Source organism: Muricoccus roseus (genome assembly GCF_900141905.1).
GTDB lineage: Bacteria > Pseudomonadota > Alphaproteobacteria > Acetobacterales > Acetobacteraceae > Roseomonas > Roseomonas rosea.
In genome coordinates, this window is the sequence record NZ_FQZF01000014.1 from 1 (window position 1) to 21,819 (window position 21,819).

Annotated in this window: 17 protein-coding genes, 1 tRNA gene and 1 rRNA gene; 11 read left to right on the top strand and 8 right to left on the bottom strand. The window is 71.6% G+C overall.

Annotation, left to right across the window (positions count from 1 at the left end; genetic code table 11):
* The first annotated feature begins 181 nt into the window (after positions 1–181).
* The 4 genes from rrf (at position 182) to BUB97_RS12840 (ending at position 2,403) form a co-directional block, all read left to right on the top strand.
* Positions 182–296 (top strand): 5S ribosomal RNA (gene rrf / locus BUB97_RS12825).
* A 62-nt stretch (positions 297–358) separates the two neighbouring features.
* Positions 359–435 (top strand) — tRNA-Met (locus BUB97_RS12830).
* Positions 436–538: 103 nt separating this feature from the next.
* Positions 539–1,003 carry a GlcG/HbpS family heme-binding protein gene (locus tag BUB97_RS12835; RefSeq protein WP_073135310.1) on the top strand — a complete coding sequence of 155 codons (465 nt, stop codon included), beginning with the start codon at positions 539–541 and terminating at the stop codon, positions 1,001–1,003.
* A complete protein-coding gene (locus tag BUB97_RS12840; RefSeq protein WP_073135312.1) occupies positions 1,000–2,403 on the top strand; it encodes a M20/M25/M40 family metallo-hydrolase in 1,404 nt (467 codons plus the stop codon). The genes BUB97_RS12835 and BUB97_RS12840 overlap by 4 nt, the downstream gene beginning before the upstream one ends.
* A gap of 57 nt (positions 2,404–2,460) precedes the next feature.
* Here the strand turns inward: BUB97_RS12840 and BUB97_RS12845 are convergent, their stop codons facing one another.
* From BUB97_RS12845 to BUB97_RS12855, 3 genes are all read right to left on the bottom strand, one after another.
* Positions 2,461–2,655 (bottom strand): hypothetical protein, encoded by a 195-nt coding sequence (locus tag BUB97_RS12845; protein ID WP_073135314.1) that lies wholly within the window; start codon positions 2,653–2,655, stop codon positions 2,461–2,463.
* 221 nt (positions 2,656–2,876) lie between these two features.
* Positions 2,877–6,638, bottom strand: coding sequence for a translocation/assembly module TamB domain-containing protein (locus BUB97_RS12850; RefSeq protein ID WP_073135318.1), 3,762 nt, complete (start codon positions 6,636–6,638; stop codon positions 2,877–2,879).
* Positions 6,638–8,497, bottom strand: coding sequence for an autotransporter assembly complex protein TamA (locus BUB97_RS12855; protein WP_245818292.1), 1,860 nt, complete (start codon positions 8,495–8,497; stop codon positions 6,638–6,640). Before BUB97_RS12855 ends, BUB97_RS12850 begins: the two co-directional genes overlap by 1 nt.
* A gap of 62 nt (positions 8,498–8,559) precedes the next feature.
* Between BUB97_RS12855 and BUB97_RS12860 the strand changes: the two genes are divergently transcribed.
* Both BUB97_RS12860 and BUB97_RS12865 read left to right on the top strand, forming a co-directional pair.
* Positions 8,560–9,711 carry an amidohydrolase gene (locus BUB97_RS12860; RefSeq protein WP_086062165.1) on the top strand — a complete coding sequence of 384 codons (1,152 nt, stop codon included), beginning with the start codon at positions 8,560–8,562 and terminating at the stop codon, positions 9,709–9,711.
* Between the two features lie 11 nt (positions 9,712–9,722).
* Positions 9,723–12,359 carry a bifunctional acetate--CoA ligase family protein/GNAT family N-acetyltransferase gene (locus tag BUB97_RS12865; RefSeq protein ID WP_073135325.1) on the top strand — a complete coding sequence of 879 codons (2,637 nt, stop codon included), beginning with the start codon at positions 9,723–9,725 and terminating at the stop codon, positions 12,357–12,359.
* 16 nt (positions 12,360–12,375) lie between these two features.
* Here the strand turns inward: BUB97_RS12865 and BUB97_RS12870 are convergent, their stop codons facing one another.
* The 3 genes from BUB97_RS12870 to otnI form a co-directional block, all read right to left on the bottom strand.
* Positions 12,376–13,254, bottom strand: coding sequence for a helix-turn-helix domain-containing protein (locus tag BUB97_RS12870; RefSeq protein WP_073135327.1), 879 nt, complete (start codon positions 13,252–13,254; stop codon positions 12,376–12,378).
* A 139-nt stretch (positions 13,255–13,393) separates the two neighbouring features.
* A complete protein-coding gene (locus BUB97_RS12875) occupies positions 13,394–14,269 on the bottom strand; it encodes a 2-hydroxy-3-oxopropionate reductase (protein ID WP_073135329.1) in 876 nt (291 codons plus the stop codon).
* 32 nt (positions 14,270–14,301) lie between these two features.
* Positions 14,302–15,081 (bottom strand): 2-oxo-tetronate isomerase, encoded by a 780-nt coding sequence (gene otnI, locus BUB97_RS12880; protein ID WP_073135331.1) that lies wholly within the window; start codon positions 15,079–15,081, stop codon positions 14,302–14,304.
* Positions 15,082–15,255: 174 nt separating this feature from the next.
* Between otnI and BUB97_RS12885 the strand changes: the two genes are divergently transcribed.
* The 5 genes from BUB97_RS12885 to BUB97_RS12905 all read left to right on the top strand — a co-directional run bounded on the left by BUB97_RS12885 (position 15,256) and on the right by BUB97_RS12905 (position 20,389).
* Positions 15,256–16,326, top strand: a complete 1,071-nt coding sequence (locus tag BUB97_RS12885; RefSeq protein ID WP_073135333.1) for an AI-2E family transporter — start codon at positions 15,256–15,258, stop codon at positions 16,324–16,326.
* Between the two features lie 130 nt (positions 16,327–16,456).
* The gene (locus tag BUB97_RS12890) at positions 16,457–17,431 is read left to right on the top strand and encodes an ABC transporter permease (protein WP_073135335.1); all 975 of its coding nucleotides are present in this window, start codon (positions 16,457–16,459) and stop codon (positions 17,429–17,431) included.
* 3 nt (positions 17,432–17,434) lie between these two features.
* Positions 17,435–18,346, top strand: a complete 912-nt coding sequence (locus BUB97_RS12895) for an ABC transporter permease (protein ID WP_073135338.1) — start codon at positions 17,435–17,437, stop codon at positions 18,344–18,346.
* Positions 18,346–19,335 carry an ABC transporter ATP-binding protein gene (locus BUB97_RS12900; RefSeq protein WP_073135340.1) on the top strand — a complete coding sequence of 330 codons (990 nt, stop codon included), beginning with the start codon at positions 18,346–18,348 and terminating at the stop codon, positions 19,333–19,335. The genes BUB97_RS12895 and BUB97_RS12900 overlap by 1 nt, the downstream gene beginning before the upstream one ends.
* Entirely contained in the window at positions 19,328–20,389 is a 1,062-nt protein-coding gene (locus tag BUB97_RS12905) for an ABC transporter ATP-binding protein (protein WP_073135342.1), read from the top strand. The genes BUB97_RS12900 and BUB97_RS12905 overlap by 8 nt, the downstream gene beginning before the upstream one ends.
* A gap of 44 nt (positions 20,390–20,433) precedes the next feature.
* Here the strand turns inward: BUB97_RS12905 and BUB97_RS12910 are convergent, their stop codons facing one another.
* Both BUB97_RS12910 and BUB97_RS12915 read right to left on the bottom strand, forming a co-directional pair.
* On the bottom strand, positions 20,434–21,297 hold the full coding sequence (locus tag BUB97_RS12910) for a hypothetical protein (protein ID WP_073135344.1): 864 nt from the start codon (positions 21,295–21,297) through the stop codon (positions 20,434–20,436).
* An 11-nt stretch (positions 21,298–21,308) separates the two neighbouring features.
* A complete protein-coding gene (locus BUB97_RS12915; RefSeq protein WP_073135346.1) occupies positions 21,309–21,785 on the bottom strand; it encodes a CreA family protein in 477 nt (158 codons plus the stop codon).
* Positions 21,786–21,819: the final 34 nt, after the last annotated feature.

A 21,819-nucleotide genomic window follows, 5' to 3' on the forward strand; every position in this document is an offset into this window, starting at 1 on the left:
GGTGGAAGTCGGGTAACCGACGCAGCCGAGCGGTCCTAATCGCCCGATCGAACTCATCCCCCCCACCGCTGAGGCCTAAAAACCCTCGCCGTGCGCAGCACCAATACGCAAACCCCTCCCACACAACACACCAACCCATCCATCACACCATCCGTCCCCAAACCAAGATCTGGCCCGGTGGCCTGGTGCCTATAGCGAGGTTGCCACACCCGATCCCATCCCGAACTCGGCCGTGAAACACCTCCGCGCCTATGGTACTGCGTCTTAAGACGCGGGAGAGTCGGTCGGCGCCAGGCCACCAGACCAGATCTTGATCAAGGACGGATCACGCCGCTGCGCCTCATCGCGCAGCGGACATCGCGGGGTGGAGCAGCCCGGTAGCTCGTCAGGCTCATAACCTGAAGGTCACAGGTTCAAATCCTGTCCCCGCATCCAGATACAACCCCGTTCCCTCACCGGAACGGGGTTTTTTCGTGCCTTGTATCCGGCGCCGCAGAGCATAGAACCGCTGGGAACCCCAAGCGGAGTGGCGGCGTCCATGCCCAATCCCCCAACCGGCTTTCAGCACGGCATCACCCTCGACCAGGCGCAGCGCGTCGCGACCGCTGCGCTCGAGGAAGGCCGGCGCCTTGGCCTCGCCCCGCTCACCGTCGTGGTCCTCGATGCCGCGGGGCAGATGAAGGCCTTGCTGAAGGAGGATGGCTGCAGTCTTCTTCGCCCCGCCATTGCGCATGGCAAGGCCTTCGGCGCCATGGGCCTGGGTTTCGGTGGGCGGGAGCTCGCCCGGCGCTCCCAGGGCATGCCGGGCTTCATGAACGCCTTCTCCGACCTCGCCGGCGGCGCGGCCGTGCCCGTGCCGGGCGGGGTTCTGGTCCGGGACGGGCAGGGGGCCATCCTCGGCGCCGTCGGCATCTCGGGCGACCTGTCCGACAAGGACGAGGCGGCCGCGGTCGCCGGGATCAAGGCCGCGGGGCTGACCCCGGATACGGGCGACGACGCATGACCGCCGCGCCCTCGCAGGCTCTGCCCCAGGTCCTGGCGCGGATCGACGCGGCGGAGGCCGAGATCCGGGCCCGCTACTTCGACTTCCTCCGCATCCCCAGCGTCAGCGCGCAGCCTGACCATGCCGGCGATTGCCGCCGTGCCGCCGCCTGGCTGGTCGAGGAGCTGACCTCCCTCGGCTTCACCGCCGAGATCCGCGAGACCAGGGGCCACCCGGCCGTGGTCGCCTTCCATCCCGGCCCGGGCGGCGAGGCGAAGCCGCTGCTCTATTACGGCCATTACGACGTGCAGCCGGCCGAGCCCTTCGAGCTCTGGACCTCGCCCCCCTTCGAGCCGACGGTGAAGCAAGGCCGGAACGGCCCGGTGACCGTCGCCCGAGGGGCCGTGGACGATAAGGGGCAGGTGATGACCTGGCTCGCGGCCATGCGCGCCTGGCACGAGGTGGCCGGCGGCCCGCCCGCGCCCATCCGCGTGCTGGTGGAGGGCGAGGAGGAGATCGGCAGCCCGAGCCTCGACGCCTTCCTGGAGGAGCATGCGGCGGAGCTGCGCCAGGCGCGGGCCGTGGTCGTCAGCGACACGAACATGTGGGACGCGAAGACACCCGCCATCTCGGCGCGGCTGCGCGGAATGGCCTATGCGCAGATAGACCTCTTTGCCGCCTCGCGGGACCTCCATTCCGGCCTCTATGGCGGTATGGCCCTCAACCCCATCAACCTGCTCTGCCGGATCCTTGCTGAGCTGACGGATGCGAATGGCCGAATCCAGCTCCCGGGCTTCTATGACGGCGTGCCGGAGGTCGGCGGTAATCTCGATGCTGCCTGGGACTCCCTCGGCTTCGACGAGGCGCGCTTCCTCGGAGATATCGGCCTCTCCGTCCCGGCGGGCGAGAAGGGGGTGAAGCCGCTGGTCCGGCAATGGGCGCGGCCGACCTGCGATGTGAACGGTATCTGGGGCGGCTATACCGGCCCGGGCGCGAAGACGGTCATCGCGGCGGAGGCCCATGCGAAGGTCTCCTTCCGCCTCGTCGGCGACCAGGACCCGAACCAGGTGCTGGATGCGCTGGAGGAGTTCGTGAAGGCACGCCTGCCCGCTGATGCCCGGGCCGAGATCCAGCGCTTCAGCGCCGCGGCGCCGGTCGTCGTACCGGAGGACAGCGCGGAGGTGGCCGCCGCCCGGCGGGCGCTCGCCGCCGAGTTCGGGCGCGAGGCCGTGCTGATCGGTTCCGGCGGCTCCATCCCGGTGGTGGAGAGCTTCCGGCGCATCCTCGGTCTCGACAGCGTGCTGATGGGCTTCGGCCTGGATGACGACCAGGTGCACAGCCCCAACGAGAAGTTCGACTGGGCGTGCCTGATGCATGGCGCCCGCAGCCACGCCCGGCTGCTGGCCGAACTGGCGGGCTGAAACGCAAGACGGCCCCGCCTTCAAAGAGAAGGCGGGGCCGTCCTTACGCCGTAAGCCTCAGCGCTTGGTGGCGCCGCCGATATCCGCGCGCAGCTCCATGATCCGGCCCTTGATGCTCTCGCGCAGGCTTGGGGAGGTGTGCGGCTTCATCCCGGCCAGCGTCTGCTCCAGCTCGGCCAGGAGGCGACGCTTCTCGTCCACGCTCCGGCGGATCGGCTTGTTGTCGCTGAATTGTCCATCGAAGGCGCGCATTCGGCTCCTCCTCTCCCTGTCATCTCAGTGGCTGTCCCGTGCCGGGGGGTGGATGCGCCGGCAGGCGGCACGATCAGGACCCACCCTGCCTTGCCGCTCGGAGCAGCCATCGGCCCGGGATGGCGGGACTCTAGCCATTCCGGCGGCTGACCGGAATACCCGGCCCATCCCCGTTCGCCTGGGCAATATCCCCAGCCCCGCAGGGGCCGGGGCGCGAGCGGTCAGTACTCGTATTCGTAGGTCAGCCCGAGCCCCTGGCTGTCGGCCCCGGCGCCGCTTTCCAGCTTAAGGCGCGGCGTCAGCTCGATCTCGACGCCCACCCGGGGCGAGCCCGTGCTCGTGCCAGGATCGACGTTCAGATAGATGCCCTGGCCGAGATAGCCGCCTGCCTCGATTCCCGGCGTGCCGTTCGCCCCCGTGCCGATCCCGAGCCGGTCCAGCCCGAGCGTGCGGCTCACCCGTCCCAGCACGCCGCTTACCGGGTCTTCCTGCCCGCCCGAGACGGCGCCCGAGAGCACGCGGGCTAGCTGCGCGATCTGGAAGGGGGAGAGCCGGTCCGCCGAGCGGTTGAAGATCAGCCGCGCCAGCACCTCGTCCTGCGGCAGCTCGGGGCTGGAGGTGAACTCGATCTTCGGCGCCCGGGGAGTCCCCGTGACGGTCACGTTGATCGTCGTGGCGCTCACCCGCGAGGTGGCGAGCAGGTCGATCTCGGGGGACGCGACATCGCCCTGGAAGGTCAGCACGCCCCGCTCGAAGTTCAGCCGCCGGTCCAGCACGGTCAGGTTGCCGCGGCGGAGCCGCAGCGCGCCGTTCGCCTGCGGCTCCGAGATGGTTCCCCCGATCCGCACATCGCCGCCCATTTCCACATCCAGCCCGCGGCCACGCAGATACACCTGCCCCGGCGCGCGGAAGGTGATGTCGAGCGCCATGGGCGGGGCATCGGACGGAGGCGCCGCGGGCGCCTGGCGCCCCGCCGTCCGGCGTGCGGCGGCCGTGCCCGGCGGCGGGGAGGGCGCGCCGCGACCGACCTCCCGCACTTCCCCGATCTCCGCCACGCCGCCGGGGAGCCCCTCGGGGATGCCGATCGTGGCGGTGCGGGTGGTGATCATGCCGGCCAGCCGCATCCCGTCCCCGACCGAGCCGGAGAGGCGGAGATCCGTGTCGAAGGCGCCGCGCAGCAGGTCGGAGGAGATAGGCTGGAGGTTCTCGCCCCGCACCGTGAGGTCGATGGGCTGCCCCTCCGCGAAAGGCTGGATCTGCCCGCGCGCCGTCAGCGTGCCCGGGCCGGCTCGCGCCGTGATCGATTCCACGACGATCCGGTCCATGTCGCCCCGCACCGTGCCCTGGATCTCCCGTAGGGCGAGCCCGTATTCGAGGTTCCGGAAGAGGCCGCGAGAGAGCCGTGCCGTCCCCGAGATCTGCGGGGAAGCGACCGTGCCGCCCGCCCGGGCGTCGATCGCGACGGTGCCGGCCACCCGGTTCGCGCCGCCCAGCAGGAACGGCCCCGCAACCACGCCCAGGTCGGTGGTGCCCCGCAGGGTGGCGTTGATCGGCCCCTCGAAGTCGCTGGGCACGCGCGCCTCCAGGTCCAGCCGCAGCGCGGGCCCGACGCGGAATTCGGCGCGCGTCTCCACCGTTTCCCCGCGCATCCGCGCGGTGGCCTGCAGCGTCCCCGCCGGAAGGCCGCGCGCCCAGGGCGCGCCGGCCCGCAGCCCGGTGCCGCGCAGCTCTCCCTCGATACCGGGCTTCGCCACGGGCCCGGACAGCCGGACCTCACCCGAGAGAACGCCCGAGAGCGTCGGGTCGGGCACGAAGAGATTGACGAGCGAGAGAGGCAGGCTGGAAAGGTTGGCGCGCAGGTCGGCATTGTCCGGCCCCCAGCGCCCGGCCACCTGCAGCGCGCCACCGGGGCGCCCCTGGAGGGAGATGCCCAGGGTGGAGATGCCGCCATTCGCCGCGATCACCACCGTGGCCGGGGCAGAAAGGCGGATCCCGAGCCCCTGGCGCTGCACGTCCAGCGCCGAGAGCTCGATCCGCTTTTCCGGCTGGTCCAGCGCCAGCCGGGCACGCAGGGCGGCACGGCCATCCAGCGCGCGCAGGTCTCCGCGGACATCCAGTGCCGCATCCGTGCCGCTGGCCAGCACCGTGCCGTTCACCACCTGCCCGCCGGCCCGAAGATTGTTCGCGCGGACCTCTGCCTCGATCCCCTGGCGTTGGGCACCTTCCGGCCCCGTGGGCATGAGCTTCGCGGTCACGCGCAGCCCGCCGCCGAGAGGCGTCCCCGCGACAGGGGTGAGGGGCGCGAGGTCCGCCGCCTCGAGCGTGAGCTCCGCCCGCGCGAGGAAGCGGGCGATATCCACCTCGCCGCCCGCCTGCAGGCGCGCCGGGCCGAGCGAGGCGCGCAGCGTCTCGATGCGGATGCGGTCACCCTCCTGCGCGGCGCGTGCCTCGGCGGCCAGCGGCAGGCCCTGGAGCCGCGCGTTCAGGTTCAGGCTGCCGGCCGGAACCGTGGCACGGGGCAACGCGGCCTCCAGCCGCAGGGCCTCGAAGCGGCGGCCATAGGCTTCCAGGGCAGGGGAATCGGCCGTGAGGGCGACGGCCGGGTCGGAGGCCGGGCCTGTCACCCGCGCCTGGGCCTGCAACTGCCCGCGCACGGGGACATTCGGGATGTCCTGCGCCTGCAGGCCTGCCTGGAGGGTGAGGTCGAGCACCTCGCCATAGGCGCCCTCCGCCCGCAGCGTCACCGCACGGCCATTGATCGCCAGCTCATGAACCCGCTGCTGGTTGGCGCGCAGGAGAATGGTGGGGGCGGGGCCGAGAAGGCCGGGCGCAGGCTCGGGCAGCCGCGGGTCGCGCAACGTGGCTTCCACCCGCAGTTCCGGCGCCGCGTTCGTGCCAGTGACGGTCCCGCGCGCCTCGATCCCGCCCCAGCCCACCGTCTCCGGCACCAGGCCCGCCAGCGTGCCCGCATCGTTCACCCGGGCATCGAAGGCGAGGTCGAGCGCGTCGCCCACCGTCCCGCGCGCCTCGACCACCGCCGCACCCGTTTCCACCCGCACCCGCTCGATCCGGGTGGCGCCACCCTCCCCGGGGCTGGTGCGGATGTCGTAGCGCAACGCGGCGACGGGTGCGGGCAGGAAGCCGCCGAGATTCGCATCGCCCGAGGCCTCCAGCCCCACGCCACCACCGGCGGGCAGGCTGACGAAGCCGCGCCCCTCCACCCGCGCCGTCTCGCCCATATCGGCGAGGAGGGTGAAGCCGGCGCCACTGGCGGGACCATCGAGCGCCAGGCGCAGCCGCGTGGCCTGCTCGGGCTTGCCGAGCAGCCCGGCCACGAGCCCGCCGCGCGCCTCGTCATAGGTCAGGTCGATCTTCACCCGCTCCCCCGGCGCAAGCGCCAGGTCGAGGTCGAGCGTGCCGGGCGCATCGAGCCGGCGCCCCTTGGCGCCGAGGAACGCGCCATCCGCGCCGAGCCGTCCACCCGCCTCCAGCGAGAGGGTCGCGGGAAAGCCCGCCACGGCCTCGCCCAGCTCGATGCGCGGCAGCGACAGGCGTTCCAACGCCACCCGCACCGGCAGCTGAGGCAGCTGCGGGATGAGAGGACCGGGCTCGGAGGGCGCCACGGGCGCATTCGGATCGGTCACGGGCAGGCGGCTGAAGGCCACGCGCGCGGCGGCGAGGTTCGAGACCCGCAGCTCCCCCGAGGCGAGGCGCAGCAGGTCGAGGTCGAGGGCGACATCCTCGAGCACGAGGTAGGGTCCCTCGGCATCCGAGAGCACCACGCGCCCGATGCGCGGCGCGGCGGGCAGCCCGCCATGCAGGTTCTCGATCTGCAGCCCGGGCACGAAGCCCATGGCCAGCCGCGCCAGCGCGTCCTGGCCCGGCCGCACGTTGAGCGCCACCCAGCCGCCCGCGAGGAGCAGGATGGGCAGGATGACGACGATCCCGAGGATCGCCAGCAGGATCCGCTTCACCCAGCGCATCAGAAGGCCTGCCCGATGCCCACGTAGAAGCCGAAGCCCGCGCTGCCCGGCACCTTGGAGAGGGGCAGGGCGACATCGGCCCGGATGGGGCCGATCGCGGTCGCGTAGCGGAAACCGACGCCGGCGCCGACGCGCAGGTCGCCGAAGCCGGAAAGCGCCTCCTCGCCCACGCTGCCCGCATCCGCGAAGACGGCCACGCCATAGGGGCCGGAGATGCGCTGGCGCAGTTCCACGCTGCCCTCCACCAGGGAGAGGCCGCCGCGAGGGCTCTGGTCCCGCCGCCGGGGTCCGATGCTCTGGTAGTCATAGCCGCGCACCGAGCCGCCGCCGCCGGCATAGAAGCGTAGATGCGGCGGAACCTGCCCGGCTTCGGCCCCGGCCAGGGTGCCGACGCCAGCCCGCACCGCCAGGATGCTGCCCTTGTCGCCGCTCAGATCGAAATAGGCGCTTCCGGTACCCCGGACGCGGACGAAGGTGGCATGCGTATCCCCGAGCGACAGAGTGGGCGAGACCAGCAGGTTCGCGCGGTAGCCGCGGGACGGGTCCAGAACATTGTCCGTCCCGTCGAAGCGCGCGCCGAGGGGCAAGGAGATCAGCGTGTAGCGCAGATCCTGGTCCAGTTCGGAGGTATTCCCGATCTCTCCTGCGATGCCGGCGGAGAGGGTGAGGCGCGGGTCGATCTTCCGCTCCAGCGAAAAGCCAGCGGTGATCGCGTCCCGGTCATAGGCCAGCAGCCGCTCCCGCAGGATGGCCACATCGGTCACCGCCGTGGCGTTCAGCCCGGCGAACCAGGGCTGGCGAAGATTGGCGGAAAGCCGGTAGCCTGTGTCGCTCACCCCCCGCTGGGTGGTGCGGGAGACCTCCCCCTCGATCCGGAGGCGCTCCGCCGCGCCGAAGAGGTTCCGGTGCTCCCAATAGGCGCGGAGCGTCGGGCCGTAGCGTGTCTCGTACCCCGCCGTCCCGCCGATCGCTCGGAAGGGTCGCTCGGCCACGAGGAAGGTCACGGGCAGGCGCCCCTCCGGGTCCAGCCGCTCGCCAATCCGCGCGCGCACCGTGCCGAACACGCCCAATGCCAGCACGTCGCGCCGTACCCGGTCCAGCTCGTCCGGGTTGTAGACCTCGCCGGCGAGCACCCCCGAGGCCCGGCGCAGCAACTCCGGATCAACGTTTTCCGAGCCTTGCACGGCCGGCTGGGCGAAGCGGGCGCGCGGCCCGGGCTGCACGCGATAGACCACCTCCATGCTCCGCGCGTCATGATCCACCGTGATCTCGCGCCGCGGCACGCTTGCGAAGGGGTGGCCTGCCTCCCGCAACCGGGTCAGCAGGGTCTCCTGTGTGCTGTTCACCGCCTCGGCCCGGGCCGGATCGCCTGGGCCGAGCCCGGCGACCTCGCCCGCCTCGGAGATATCCTCCTCCAGCACGGCGGGGCGGGTGGTGACGGTGGAGATGCGATACAGCGGCCCGGTCTCGGCGGCGATCACAACCGGTACCGGCTCCGGACCCCGGGCCTGGAGCCGGATGGCGAGATCCGGCGCATCCGGCGCCTCCCCCGCCACTGTCACCCGGGGGGTACCGGCATAATAGCCTTCCGAGCGAAGCGCGGTGCGGAGGTTGCTCAGGTCCTGAAGGGCCCGCGCCACCAGCCCCTCCGCGCTGGTCGGCACGCTCTCCCGCAGGCGGCGCAGGACCGAGACGCCCTCCATGGCGGTGTCGAGCTGTGCGTTCCCGGTGGGGGTGAAGGTCACCTCATAGGGGCGGACGGGACCTTCTGCGTCATCGGGGTTCGGGGCCGCCGCCTCGCGCGGTTCCTCCGCTGCTGGCGCCGCGGCGGGCTGCGCCCAGGCGGTTCCGATCAGCAACAGGGGGATCAGCGCGAGTCCGGGGTGGAGGGAAGGCAATGGAAGGGCTAACTCCTGAGTCCATGGATCAGAACCTCGCCGAGACCCTCACGCGTTGGCGCCGCCATCTCCACGCGAACCCGGACGTCACGAAGGAAGAAGGCCCGACGGCCGCTTTCGTCGCCCAACGTTTGCGTGAACTGGGTGTCGAGGAGATCGAGACGGGGATTGGCGGCCACGGGGTGGTAGCCACCATCCGGCGCGGCGGCGGCAACCGCAGCGTCGGGCTTCGCGCCGATATGGATGCGCTGCCCATCCAAGAGGCGAGCACCGAGCTGCCCTATCGCAGCACCAGGCCCGGGGTGATGCATGCCTGCGGGCACGACGGCCACACCACGGCCCTGCTGGGCGCGGCGGCCCTGCTGATGCGGGACGAAAGCTGGTCCGGCACGGTGCGCCTGGTGTTCCAGCCCGCCGAGGAGGGGGGCGGCGGCGCGCGCGCGATGGTGGAGGACGGGCTTTTCCAACGCTTCCCCATGGACCGCATCTTCGGCTGGCACAACTGGCCCGGCCTGCCGGTGGGCACCATCGCCGTGCATGATGGTCCCGTGATGGCGGCCGGGCGGCGCTTCCTGATCGAGATTGAAGGCCATGCGGGCCATGCCGCCCTGCCGCACCTCACCCATGACCCGATCGTCGCGGCCGGGCACGCGATCGTCGCCTGCCAGTCGATCGTCGCCCGCAACCTCGACCCGCTGGATTCGGCCGTGGTCAGCCTCACCACCATCGAGGGGGGCGAGGCCTGGAACCAGATCGCGGCCAAGGTCACGATCCGCGGCTCCATGCGCTTCCTGCACGACGCGACAGGCCGGATGATCGAGGACGGCCTGACCCGGATCGCCCGTGGCCTCTCCGAGACCTTCCAGGTGAAGGCGCGGGCCGAGGTGCTCGGCGGCGTGGATGCGACGGTGAACCACCCGGCCGAGCGGGACCTGGCGGCCGGGGCCGCCTCCGCCGTGGCGCCGCTGCGGCGGGACATGGCGGCGGCCATGACGGGCGAGGATTTCTCGGTCTTCCTGCAGAACGTGCCCGGCGCCTTCGTCTGGATCGGCAATGGCCCGACCGATGGCGGGCGTGAGCTGCACCACCCGAATTACGATTTCGACGACCGCGTGCTGCCCGTGGCCAGCGGCTTCCTGGTGGAAGCCGCCAAGCGCGCCCTCGCGAGCGGCTGAGGCCCCGCGCCATGGCTCTGCCGGTCTCCCTCTCCGGCCAGGGGCTGGCGCGTGGCTTCCATGACACCGCGCTCTTCGCCCCGAGGCGGGTGGCCCTGATGGCGGACCCGGCGATCCCGGCCTCGGCCATCCTGGCGCGCAACATCGCCGCGGGCGGCTTCCAGGGAACGCTGCACGCCGTCGGCGCCGCCTGGCCGGGGATGGTGCATGCGGAAAGCCTCTCGGCCCTGCCCGCCGCGCCGGAGCTGGCGGTGCTCTCCCTCGCGCCCGAGGCGGTGGAGCCCGCCATGGCCGCCCTGGCCGAGCGGGGCTGCTTCGCGGCCGTGGTCACTGGGCCCGCGCCCGGCCTCGCCGCGGCCTGCGCGCGCACCGGGGTGAGGGCGATGGGGGAGCGCAGCTTCGGCCTCTGCATTCCGCCCCTCGGGTTGAACGCCTCCCTCTCGCACCTACCGCCGCGCCCCGGGCGCCTCGCGCTGCTTTGCCAATCCTCCGCCCTCGCCCGCGCGGTGATCGACTGGGCCGAGGGCGAGGCGGTCGGCTTTACCCTGATCGCCGGCATCGGCACCAATGCGGATTACGGCTTCGCCGGCGGGCTGGACTGGCTGGCGCGCGATGCCGCGACGGGCGCCATCCTGCTCGACCTCCGCCGCATCAAGGACCGGCGCCGCTTCATCTCCTCGGCACGCGCGGCGGCCCGCAGCCGGCCGGTAGTGGCGCAGCGCCCCGGCCATGCCGGGCGCGGCGTCGCCGATGCCGTGATGGGCGCGGCGCTCCGCCGCGCGGGCGTGCTGCGGGTCCAGGGGCTGGAGGATCTGCTGTCCGCGGCCGAGACCCTCGCGCGGGTGAAGCCATCGCCCCGGCCGGGGCCGGAGGGCACCCGAGGCAACCGCATCGCGATCGTCACCAACGGGTTGGGTCCCGGCCAGATGGCCGCCGACGCCGCGCTGCGTGGGGGAGGCCGCCTGGCGGAAATCTCGCCCGACGCCCGCGCCGTGCTGGAGCTGGCCTTGCCGGGCGGCTGGGCCGGGGAGAACCCGCTTGCCCTTCCGATGGGGCAGGGGCACCGCCTGGCCGAGGCGGCCGCCCTTCTCTCCGCCCTGGCGGAGGTGGATTCCGTGGTCGCCATCCACGCCCCGGTGCCGGACGAGGATCCGGCGATCGCCGCGGAATCCCTCGCTGCCGCTGCCGCGTCTTCAGGCCGCGGAGGGCGGGCCGCACCGGTCCTCGCCGCCTGGCTCGGTCAGGCCACGGCCGGGCAGCAGCGCCGCAAGCTCGCCGAACGCGGCGTCGCGGTCTTCGCCACCCCGGAAGCGGCGGTGCAGGGCGCGCTGCATCTCGCACAGGACCGCCGCAACCGCGCGGCGGCTGCGGAGCTGCCCCCGAGCCAGGTGCTGGAGGTCACGCCGGACCGTGCGCGTGTCGCCGCCCTGTTTTCCGCTCTACGCGCCGCCGGCCGCCTCTCGCTCGACGAGGCGGAGTCGCTGGCCGTGCTCTCGGCCTATGGCATTCCCGTCGTCCCCCACGCGACCGCGGCGACGTTGGACGAGGCCGTGGCAGCTGCTGGGCGGCTGGGCTGGCCTGTCGTGCTCAAGGTGCTCTGCCCCGAGCTGCCGGCGAAGACCGAGGTCGGGGCCGTCGCGCTCGACCTGCGGGACGAGGCGGCGCTGCGGGCCGCCGGCGCGGCCATGGCGGCGCGGGTCGGGGCGGACCGGCCGAGCATCTGCCCCCGCGGCTGGATGGTTCAGCGCCAGTCGCTGCCGGGCCGGGAGTTCCGGCTGCGCCTGGGCGAGGATGCGATGTTCGGGCCCTGGATCGGCTTCGGCCGGGGCGGCACGGCGGCCGGCATGGAGGCGGACGAATCGCACGACCTGCCGCCGCTGAACCGCGTGCTGGCCCTTTCCATGATCGGCCGCACCCGGGTTTCCCGGCTGCTGGATGGCTGGCGCGACCAGCCGGCCATCTCGCGGGAGCGGCTGGCCGAGGCGCTGGTGGCGCTCTCCCAGCTCGCAGTGGATTTCCCCGAGATCGCCTGCTTCACCATCAATCCGCTTCGCGCCGTGGGGGAAGGAGTGCTGGCGCTGGACGCGGACCTCACCCTGCGCCCGGAAGGGGAGCGGAGCTTCCTGGCGATCCCGCCCTACCCCGCCGAGCTGGCCCAATCCTTCGCCACCAGGGATGGGCGCCAGCTGATGGTGCGGCCCATCCGCCCGGAGGATGCCGAGGGGGTGGCGGCCTTCGTTCGGCAGGCTTCACCGGAGGATATCCGCTACCGCTTCTTCAATCGGCTGCGGGAACTGCCGCCGGCCCAGGTCGTACGCCTGACCCAGATCGACTACGACCGGGAGATGGCCTTCGCCGCGCTGGATGGCGGCCAGATCGCCGCCACGGCGCGGCTCGTGATGGACGGGGAGGGCGGGGGCGAGTTCGCCATCCTCGTCGGGGGCGGCTGGAAGCGCGGCGGGCTCGCACGGCACATGATGGCGCGTCTGGTCGATTGGGGGCGCAGCCGCGGGCTGCGCCGCATCTCGGGCCAGGTGCTGGCCGACAATGCGGGGATGTTGCGCTTCGTCCGTGCGATCGGCTTCACGACCCGCCGCACGGAGGATTCGGAGATCCTCGAGGCCTATCTCGACCTGGAGCCGGGCTGAGGAGCGCGCGCGCCCCTTAGTGCAGCTGCGTCTCGGCGAGGAGAAGGCGCACGCGGGCCGCCGCCTCCGCGCCCTTGCGGGCCTCGCGCCAGGCGGTCTCGGCAACCCGCTGGTGGATCGTCACCGCCTCGTCTGCCGCCGTGATGGTTCCCACGCCGATCGCGCCGAGGGGCGGGCTGTCCGGCAGGAAGGGGTTGGCGCAGAGATGCGCGCGCTCCCGCGCCCGCAGCACGATGAAATGGCCCGTCGGCTCGGCATCGGTCAGCAGCCCGAGCTGCAGCCCCATCGGCACGCTTTCCATCAGCGTCGCGACGTTCTCCACCTCGGCCCGCGCCGCGACCCGGCAGCGCTGGCGCTGGCGCTCGGACAGCCGGAGGGCGGGCGCGATCCCGTCCGCCAGGAAGGCGCGAAGGGCCTGCTCGCTCACCATCGCGATGATGGAGGGACGCCGGGACTGATAGAGCCGCTTGCGCGCATGCAGCAGGCCGAGCGTCTGCTCCGCCGCCGCGTGGAAGGCAATTCGCTCCGAGGCGTTCTCCGAAGCCTCGGACAGGGCCTCGGTCAGCGCCGCGTCATAGCCGTCGGTCGTCACCAGCGTGCAGAGCGCCCCGCCGAGCTGGAGGATCTGCTCGGCATCCTCCTCCACCTGGCGAAGCCGCTCCTGCAGGGCCAGCGGGCGGGAGAAGTACTCGACGCCGATCCCCAGCAGCGAAAGGGGTGAAATCTTCAGCAGCTCGGCCAGGCGCCGGATCGTGTCCAGCTTGATGACCTCGCCCTTCTCGTAGCGGTACAGCGCCGCGCGCGACACGCCGAGGCGCGCCGCAATCTCCTCGGCCCGCAGCCCGGACTCCAGTCGGTAAGCCCTGAGCTGCTGGCCGATATCGGCGAAGCGCATGGCAGGTCCCTCGCTCATCGCGTCAATCTTCCTGGCCCTGCCAGGGGGCGCATCTCACCCCACTGGACTCTCGATACAAAATGCGCGCTCTGATCGTGCAACGCAACCGTGCATTGCATCGCATAATCAGGTCGGACGGTCACCCGATTTCATGGGATGCCAGACGCTCCAGGGCCTGCACAAGGGCCGAATGGTCCTGTTGGCCGCCACCGGCGGCCGATACGGCGGAGAAGAGCTGCTGGGCCGATGCGGTATGGGGCAGCGCGACTCCGAGTTCACGCGCCGATTGCAACGCCAGGTTGAGATCCTTCTGGTGCAGGGCGATCCGGAATCCGGGCTCGAAGGTCCGCTTGATCATCCGCTCCGCATGCACCTCGAGGATGCGGGAGGAGGCGAAGCCGCCCATCAGGGCCTGCCGCACCTTCGCCGGATCGGCCCCCGCCTTGCTGGCGAAGACCAGCGCCTCGGACACCGCCGCGATGTTCAGCGCCACGATGATCTGGTTGGCCACCTTCGTGGTCTGCCCGGCACCGTTGCCGCCGACGAGGGTGATGTTCTTGCCCATCGCCTCGAACAGGGGCAGGGCCCGGTCGAAAGCCGCCTGCGGGCCGCCCACCATGATGGTCAGCGCGGCGTTGCGCGCGCCCACCTCGCCGCCGGAGACGGGCGCGTCCAGGTAGTCGCAGCCCCGGGCGTTCACGCGCGCGGCGAAGTCCTTCGTCGCAGTCGGGCTGATCGAGGACATGTCGATCACCAACGTGCCGGGCTTCAGCGCCTCGGCCACCGCCCCCTCGCCGAAGAGCACCGCCTCCACGTCCGGCGTGTCGGGCACGATCAGGATCACCACCTCGGCGGCCTTCGCCACCTCGGCGGGGGAGGGGAGGACGGTCGCGGCGCCACGGATCTCCTCCGTCAGGCTGGCGCGCTCCGGCACGAACAGCTCATGCCCGGCCTTCTTCAGGTTGAGCGCCATCGGACGCCCCATGATGCCGAGGCCGATGAACCCGATCTTCATGCGTGTCGCTTCCCTCTTCTTCCCTGGCTCGGTCAGGCGCGCCAGGGGGCGAACCAGCCGAGCCCTTCCTCGGTGCCGGCCGCCGGCCGGTACTCGCAGCCGATCCAGCCGCGATAGCCCGCGGCATCGATCCGGTCGAACACATAGGGCCAGTTCACCTCGCCCGTGCCCGGCTCGTGCCGGCCGGGCGTGTCGGCGACCTGGGCATGGGTGATCAGGGGCAGCAGCGCCTCGAAGCGGCGGGTGATGTCCCCCTCCGTCACCTGGGTGTGATAAAGGTCGAACTGTAGGCCGAGCCGCTCGGGCCCGATCGCCTCGATGATCGCCGCCGCCTCCCCGGTGGTGTTCAGCACGTAGCCCGGCATGTCGCGGCGGTTGATCGGCTCGATCAGCGGCTTCACGCCATGGGCGGCGCAGCGCTCGGCGGCCCAGGCGAGGTTGGCGGCATAGGTCGCCAGCAGTGTGTCGCGCGCGATCCCCGCCGGGGCGAGCCCGGCCATGACATGGAGCCGGGGGCAGCCAAGCTGCCCCGCGTAGTCCAGCGCCCGGGCGATGCCGTCGCGGAAGTCCCGCTCGCGGCCGGGGAGGGCGGCCAGGCCTTTCTCGCCCCGTTCCCAATCGCCCGGGGCGGCGTTGAACAGCACCAGCCGCAGCCCGGCATCCTCCAGCCGCGCGCGGATCGCGGCGGCCGGGTGCGCATAGGGGAAGAGGCATTCCACAGCGGAGAAGCCCGCCGCGCGGGCGTGGGCGAAGCGGTCGAGGAAGGGGTGCTCGCCGAAGAGCATCGAGACATTCGCGGCGAAGCGCGGCATCGGGCCAGTTCTCCCCGGCCCCATCCCTTGCCGGCGGCCATGGCGCGAGGGTAGCGCGATTCGGCACCCCGCCCAAGGCGCGGCGGCACGGGCCTGTGGCGGCCCTGGCGCAGGCGCGCAATAAGCATCCGGCGCTGCGGCCCGCCAGGGGCGGGCGCCCGCCAAGGAGGCCGCATGCCGGACGACAAGCAGTTCCTCATCCGCCTGCTGGGCGTGGCCGCGCTTGTGGCGCTCCTCGTGGGATGCTTCCTGGTCCTCCGCCCCTTCCTTTCCTCGCTGCTCTGGGCCGCGATTCTCGCCTTCACCACCTGGCCCGGCTACCGCCTGCTGACCGACCGGGTGGGGTTGCGGCCGGGCTGGGCGGCCGGCGTCATGGTCACGGCCATGATGCTGGTCATCGGCCTGCCCCTGGCGCTCGCCGCGCCCACCAGCCGCGAGGAGATCGACGGGCTGCGCAACGCCGTGCAGGGCTTCCTGACGGATGGGCTCCCGGCGCTGGTCAGCGCCGTCGGCCGCCTCCCCCTAGTCGGTCCCTTCATCCAGGAGCGGCTGGACGCGCTGGATCTCGGTGTCGGGAACCTGTTCAGTGTGCTGCGCCCCTATGCCGGCAGCCTGGCGCAGACGGCGCTCAGCCTCGTGCTGGCCATCGTCTCCGGCGTGGCCGAACTCCTCATCGCCATCCTCCTGTCCTTCTTCTTTTTCCGCGACGGCCCGCGCCTGGCCGAGGCGCTGGACCGCATGGCCGAACGCGTGGCCGGCGGGCGCGGGCGGCGGCTGGTGGTGCTGACGGGGGCGGTGACCCGGGGCGTCATCTACGGGCTGCTCGGCACCGCGGTGGTGCAGGGGGCCATGACGGCCTTCGGGCTCTGGGTCTCCGGCGTGCCGCAGCCGGCCCTGCTGGGCATCCTGGCCGGCGTCATCTCCATCCTGCCGGTCGGCGCGCCGGTGGTCTGGATTCCGGCCTCCATCTGGCTCCTGGCCAATGGCAGCACGGGCTGGGGCATCTTCATGGCCCTCTACGGCGCCTTTGGCATCTCCTCCGTGGACAACTTCATCCGACCCTGGCTGATCGCGCGCGGCGCGGACCTGCCGCTGCTGCTGACGCTGCTGGGGGCGCTCGGCGGCGCCTTCGCCTTCGGGCTGCTCGGTCTCTTCCTCGGCCCGGTCCTGCTGGCGGTCGCCTTCACCGTCATCAAGGACTGGGCCCAGGACGGCCAGAGCCGCAGCGGCCCGATGGCGATGTGATCCTGTCCGTGGTGCAAGGATTGCTTGGCGCCGGGCGGATGGAGAGAGGATTCTCGAGCTGATGGCATCGGCGCTTCAGGAGCACGAAAGCCGGGTGGACGGCCCGGCGCCGCTCCGCTAGGCGGAACCCGTGTTCGCCTTCATCCTCTCGCGCATCCTCCAGGCCATCCCGGTCATGCTGGCCGTGGCGCTGATCGCCTTCGGCCTCTTCACCTTCGTCGGTGATCCCATCGCGACCATGCTGGGGCAGGAATTCTCGGTCCAGCAGCGGGACGCGCTGGTAGCCGCCCTCGGGCTCGACCAGCCGGTCTGGGTGCAGTTCCTGCGCTTCATCGGCAACGCCCTGCGCGGGGAGTTCGGCTTGTCCTACCGCCTTTCCCGGCCGGTGGCGGACCTGATCGTGGAGCGGGCGCCGGCCACGCTCGAGCTGGCGCTCTGCGCCTCGGTGGTGGCCCTGGCCGTTGGCGTGCCCATGGGCGTCTATACCGGCCTTTACCGCCGCTCCTGGCTGTCCCGCGCCTTCCTGACCTTCAGCCTCATCGGCGTCTCGCTGCCGACCTTCCTCATCGGCATCCTGCTGATCCTCGTCTTCTCGGTCTGGCTGGGCTGGCTGCCCAGCTTCGGGCGCGGCGACACGGTGCAGCTGGGCTGGTGGAGCACGGGCTTCCTCACCGCCTCGGGCTGGAAGGCCCTGGTGCTGCCCTCGATTACCCTCGGCCTGTTCCAGCTCACCCTTATCATGCGCCTCGTCCGCTCCGAGATGCTGGAGGTGCTGCGGTCCGACTACGTGAAGTTCGCCCGGGCGCGGGGCCTGCGGGACCGGTCCATCAACTTCGGGCATGCCCTGCGCAACACGCTGGTGCCGGTCATCACTATCGTCGGCCTTCAGCTCGGCTCCATCATCGCCTTCTCGATCGTGACCGAGACCGTGTTCCAATGGCCGGGCATGGGGCTGCTCTTCATCCAGTCCGTCTCCTCGGCCGATATCCCGGTGATGGCGGCCTATCTCCTCCTCATCGCGGCGGTGTTCGTGCTCATCAACCTGATCGTGGACCTGCTCTACTACGCGGTGGACCCGCGGCTTCGCACCGGGCGGGGGCACTGAGCCATGGCGGCCATCGCGCGCCTTTGGAACAGCGATCTCTTCTGGTCCTTCCGCACCACGCCCACTGCGGTCATCTCGGCCGCGGTGGCGCTCGTCTGCATCCTCGGCGCGGTGCTGGCGCCGGTCCTGGCGCCCTATAATCCGTTCGACCTCGCCAGCCTCGACCTGATGGACGCCTTCAACCCCCCGGCCTTCATGGAGGAGGGGTCCTGGGCCCATCCCTTCGGCACGGACGACCAGGGGCGGGACGTGCTCTCAGCCATCATGTACGGCGCGCGCGTCTCGCTGCTGGTGGGCGTCTCGGCCACGGCCTTCGCCCTGGCGCTCGGCGTGCTGGTCGGCCTGCTGGCGGGCTATGCCGGCGGGGCGGTGGATGCGGTGCTCATGCGCATCGCCGATATCCAGCTCACCTTCCCCAACATCCTCATCGCCCTGCTGATCGACGGCGTGGCCCGCGCCGCCCTGCCGCGCGAGCTGCACGACCAGCTCGCGGTCTATGTGGTCATCGTCGCCATCGGCATTTCGGAATGGCCCAAATTCGCCCGCACCGTGCGCGGCTCCGCCCTGGTCGAGCGCAACAAGGAATACGTGCTGGCGGCGCGGGTCATCGGCATCTCCCCGGCCAGGATCATGCTGACGCATGTGCTGCCCAACGTCCTCGGGCCGCTTCTCGTCCTCGCCACCCTCAATCTCGGCCTCGCCATCCTCTCGGAGGCGACCCTCTCCTTCCTCGGCGTCGGCGTGCCGCCGACCCAGCCCTCCCTCGGCACCCTCATCCGCATCGGCAACGACTTCCTCTTCAGCGGGGAGTGGTGGATCGCGATCTTCCCCGGCCTGGCGTTGGTGGCGATGGTGCTGTCGGTGAACCTGCTGGGCGACTGGCTGCGCGACGCCCTCAACCCGAGGCTCCGCTGATGGCAGCCCTTCTCGAGGTCCGCGACCTCGTCGTCGAATTCCCCACCCGCCGCGGCACCCTGCGGGCGCTGGACGAGGTCTCCTTCGACATCGCGCCCGGCGAGGTGCTGGGCGTGGTCGGCGAATCCGGCGCGGGCAAGTCGATGACCGGGGCCGCCATCATCGGCCTGCTGGAGCCGCCGGGGCGGATCGCCGGCGGCTCCATCTCCCTGCGCGGGCAGCGAATCGACAACCTGTCCCGGCGGGAGATGCGCCGGATCCGCGGCAAGCGGATCGGCGCCATCTTCCAGGACCCGCTGACCACGCTGAACCCGCTCTACACCGTCGGCCGGCAGCTCACCGAGACGATGCAGACGCATCTGGACATCGACGCCGCCGAGGCCCGCCGCCGCGCCATCGGCTGGCTGGAGATGGTAGGGATCCCCGCCGCCGCCGAGCGGATCGACGCCTACCCCCACCAGTTCTCCGGCGGCATGCGCCAGCGCGTCGTCATTGCCCTCGCCCTCTGCGCGGAGCCGGAGATGGTGGTGGCGGATGAGCCCACCACCGCGCTGGACGTGTCCATCCAGGCCCAGGTCATCGCGCTGCTGAAGCGCCTGACGCGGGAGAAGGGGACCTCCGTGATGCTCATCACCCACGACATGGGCGTGATCGCCGAAACGGCGGACCGGGTGGCCGTGATGTATGCCGGACGGGTGGCCGAGATCGGCCCGGTGCGCTCGGTCGTGAAGGCGGCCTCCCACCCCTATTCGGCGGGGCTCATGGCCTCCATCCCGCCGCTCTCGCACCGAGTGGAGCATTTGCCCCAGATCGACGGCGCCATGCCGCGCCTGACCGCCATTCCCACGGGCTGCGCCTATAACCCGCGCTGCCCGCATGTCTTCGACCGGTGCAAGGTGGAGCGGCCGGAGCTGCTCCCCGCCAATGAGACGCGGGCGGCCTGCTGGCTCTTCGACAGCCACGCCCCGCGGGAGCGTGCCCATGTCTGAGGCCCTGGTGGCGCGCATCCCTGAGGCGCCCAACTTCGAGGCGCCCATCTTCGAGGCACGCGACCTCAGCCGCGCCTTCGACGTCTCCAAGCCCGTCCTCCAGCGCCTGATCGCGCGGGAGGGGAAGCGCCTCCTCCGCGCCGTGGATGGCGTCTCCTTCGCCATCCCGCGCGGCACGACCCTGTCCCTGGTCGGCGAAAGCGGCTGCGGCAAGTCCACCGTCGCGCGGCTGGCCGTCGGCCTCTACGAGCCGAGCGGCGGAGAGGCCCTGTTCGAGGGGCAGGATCTGGCGGAGGCCCGGAAATCCGTCGCGCAGCGCCGCCGCATGCAGATGATTTTCCAGGACCCCTATGCCAGCCTGAACCCGCGCTGGCGGGTGGCCGACATCATTGGCGAGCCGATCCGGGCCTTCGGCATCGCGAATGGCGGAGCCGCCCTGCGTGAGAAGGTGGGGGCGCTGCTGCGGCAGGTCGGGCTTTCGCCCGCGGACGGCAACCGCTTCCCGCATGAGTTCTCCGGTGGGCAGCGGCAGCGCATCTCCATCGCCCGCGCCCTGTCCTCCAACCCCGATTTCCTGGTCTGCGACGAGCCGACCTCCGCCCTCGACGTCTCGGTGCAGGCGCAGATCCTGAACCTGATGAAGGACCTCCAGCGCCGGCTGGGCCTGACCTATCTCTTCATCAGCCACAACCTGGCCGTGGTGCGGCAGGTGAGCGACCAGGTGGGGGTCATGTATCTCGGCCGGATCGTCGAATCCGCCCCGGCGGAGCGGCTCTTCACCACGCCGCGCCACCCCTATACGCGCGCCCTGATGGAGGCGATCCCCGACCTCGACATGGTGGGGAAGGAACGCCAGCCCGTGGGCGGCGAAGTTCCAAGCCCGATCAACCCGCCCTCCGGCTGCACCTTCAACCCGCGCTGCCCGCTGGCGAACGACCGCTGCCGGGCCGAGCGGCCGGCGCTCATCGCCGCGCGGGGCACGCCCGAGACGCTGGTGGCCTGCCATGCCGTGGAGGAAGGCCGGGACGGGTTCGAGAGCCGGGTCGCCGCCTGAGCCGCGGCCGCCCTGCGGCAGGCCGCCCCCCTCCCTGACCTGCCTCAGGCGGTCGGCGCGGCCTCGGCCTGCCTCGCCTGCCGCTGCTCCCATTGCGCGACGAGCTGCCGCAGCGCGGCAACGAGGGCCTCCGGCTCTGCCGCCGCCTCTCCCATCGCATCGATATCCGGGGCTGGCACCTTCAGCGCCGCGGCCAGGGAGGGGAGAAGGAGATCCGGCGGCTCGCCGCTGCGCCGGAGCGACTGCGCCACGTCGCGCGCGATCCGGCGAACCCGCTGCGCCGGGTCGCGCTCCGCCGCGCGCAGCACCTGGCGCGTGAAGCTGGCCTCGGGCGAGTTGATGAGGGCGGCGCTTTCATAGTGGAAGGCGTCGGTGAGCGCCGGCTGCCGCCGCAGCACCGCATGCAGCAGCCTTTGGTCGTCCGGCTGGTCCACCCACTCGACCGCCGCGCGCAGGCGCTCCAGTGGCAAAGCGTCCAGCCCCTCCATCCAAAGCCGCGCGATCCGCTGGGTGTCGGGATGCGCGCAATTCGCGAAGAACACGCCGTCATTGACGTTCCAGGGCTCCGGCCCGCTGCCCCGGGCGATGATGAAGGAGCGGTCGGCATGGGTGTCGAGATAGGTGGCGATGTCGAAGCGGCGGTCATGCACATAGGCATCGGCATCCAGGTGCAGGAACCAGCCCCCGTATCCCTGCGCCACCAGGTCGTGCAGGAAGAGGATGCGATTGTAGCAGGCCTGCCAGGGGTGGAAGCCGTAGAGAACCGCCTGAACGCAGGCATATCGGACCTTGCGGCGCCGGCAGAAGTCGCGGTTCGGCCGGGCCGTCAGCCGCAGCATCTCGAAGTAGTTCACCGGGTCGGCGGATTGCACCATCACCGCGCGCTCGTCCGGCACCGGCCTGAACATCGACGTCTCCTTCAGCGCGCCGTGGGCACCACCGCCACGGCGCTGAAGGGCGATCCTTCCACCAGCCTGGTGGACCAGGCCAGATACACGACGGCGCCCCGCTGTTCGTCGATGAAGCGGTGCACGCGGGTTTCCTTGAAGAACAGGCTCGTGGAGCTTTCATGCACCACCTCGCCCCGCTCCCCCCGGGCGGCGCCGGGCAGGATCTCCACCGGACCAGTGGCGGTGCAGGAGAGGGCGAATCGCGCCGGGTCCTCGGCCACCCCCACCATTCCCGAGATGCCGCCGGTACGGGCCTGGCTGATGTAGCAGGCCACGTTGCGCACCTCGGGGTCATCGAAACGCTCCACCACCACGCGGTGGCTCCGGGTCAGGCCCATATTGGTCATGGCGGTGTTCACATAGCCGATCTGAGCCGTCTCGTCGGCCGCGGCGGCAGGGCCGGCGAGGGCGGTGGCGGCGAGCAGGGCGAGGGCGGTGCGGCGCATGGGAGTTCTCCAGGGATGGGCGCATAGCGCGCGG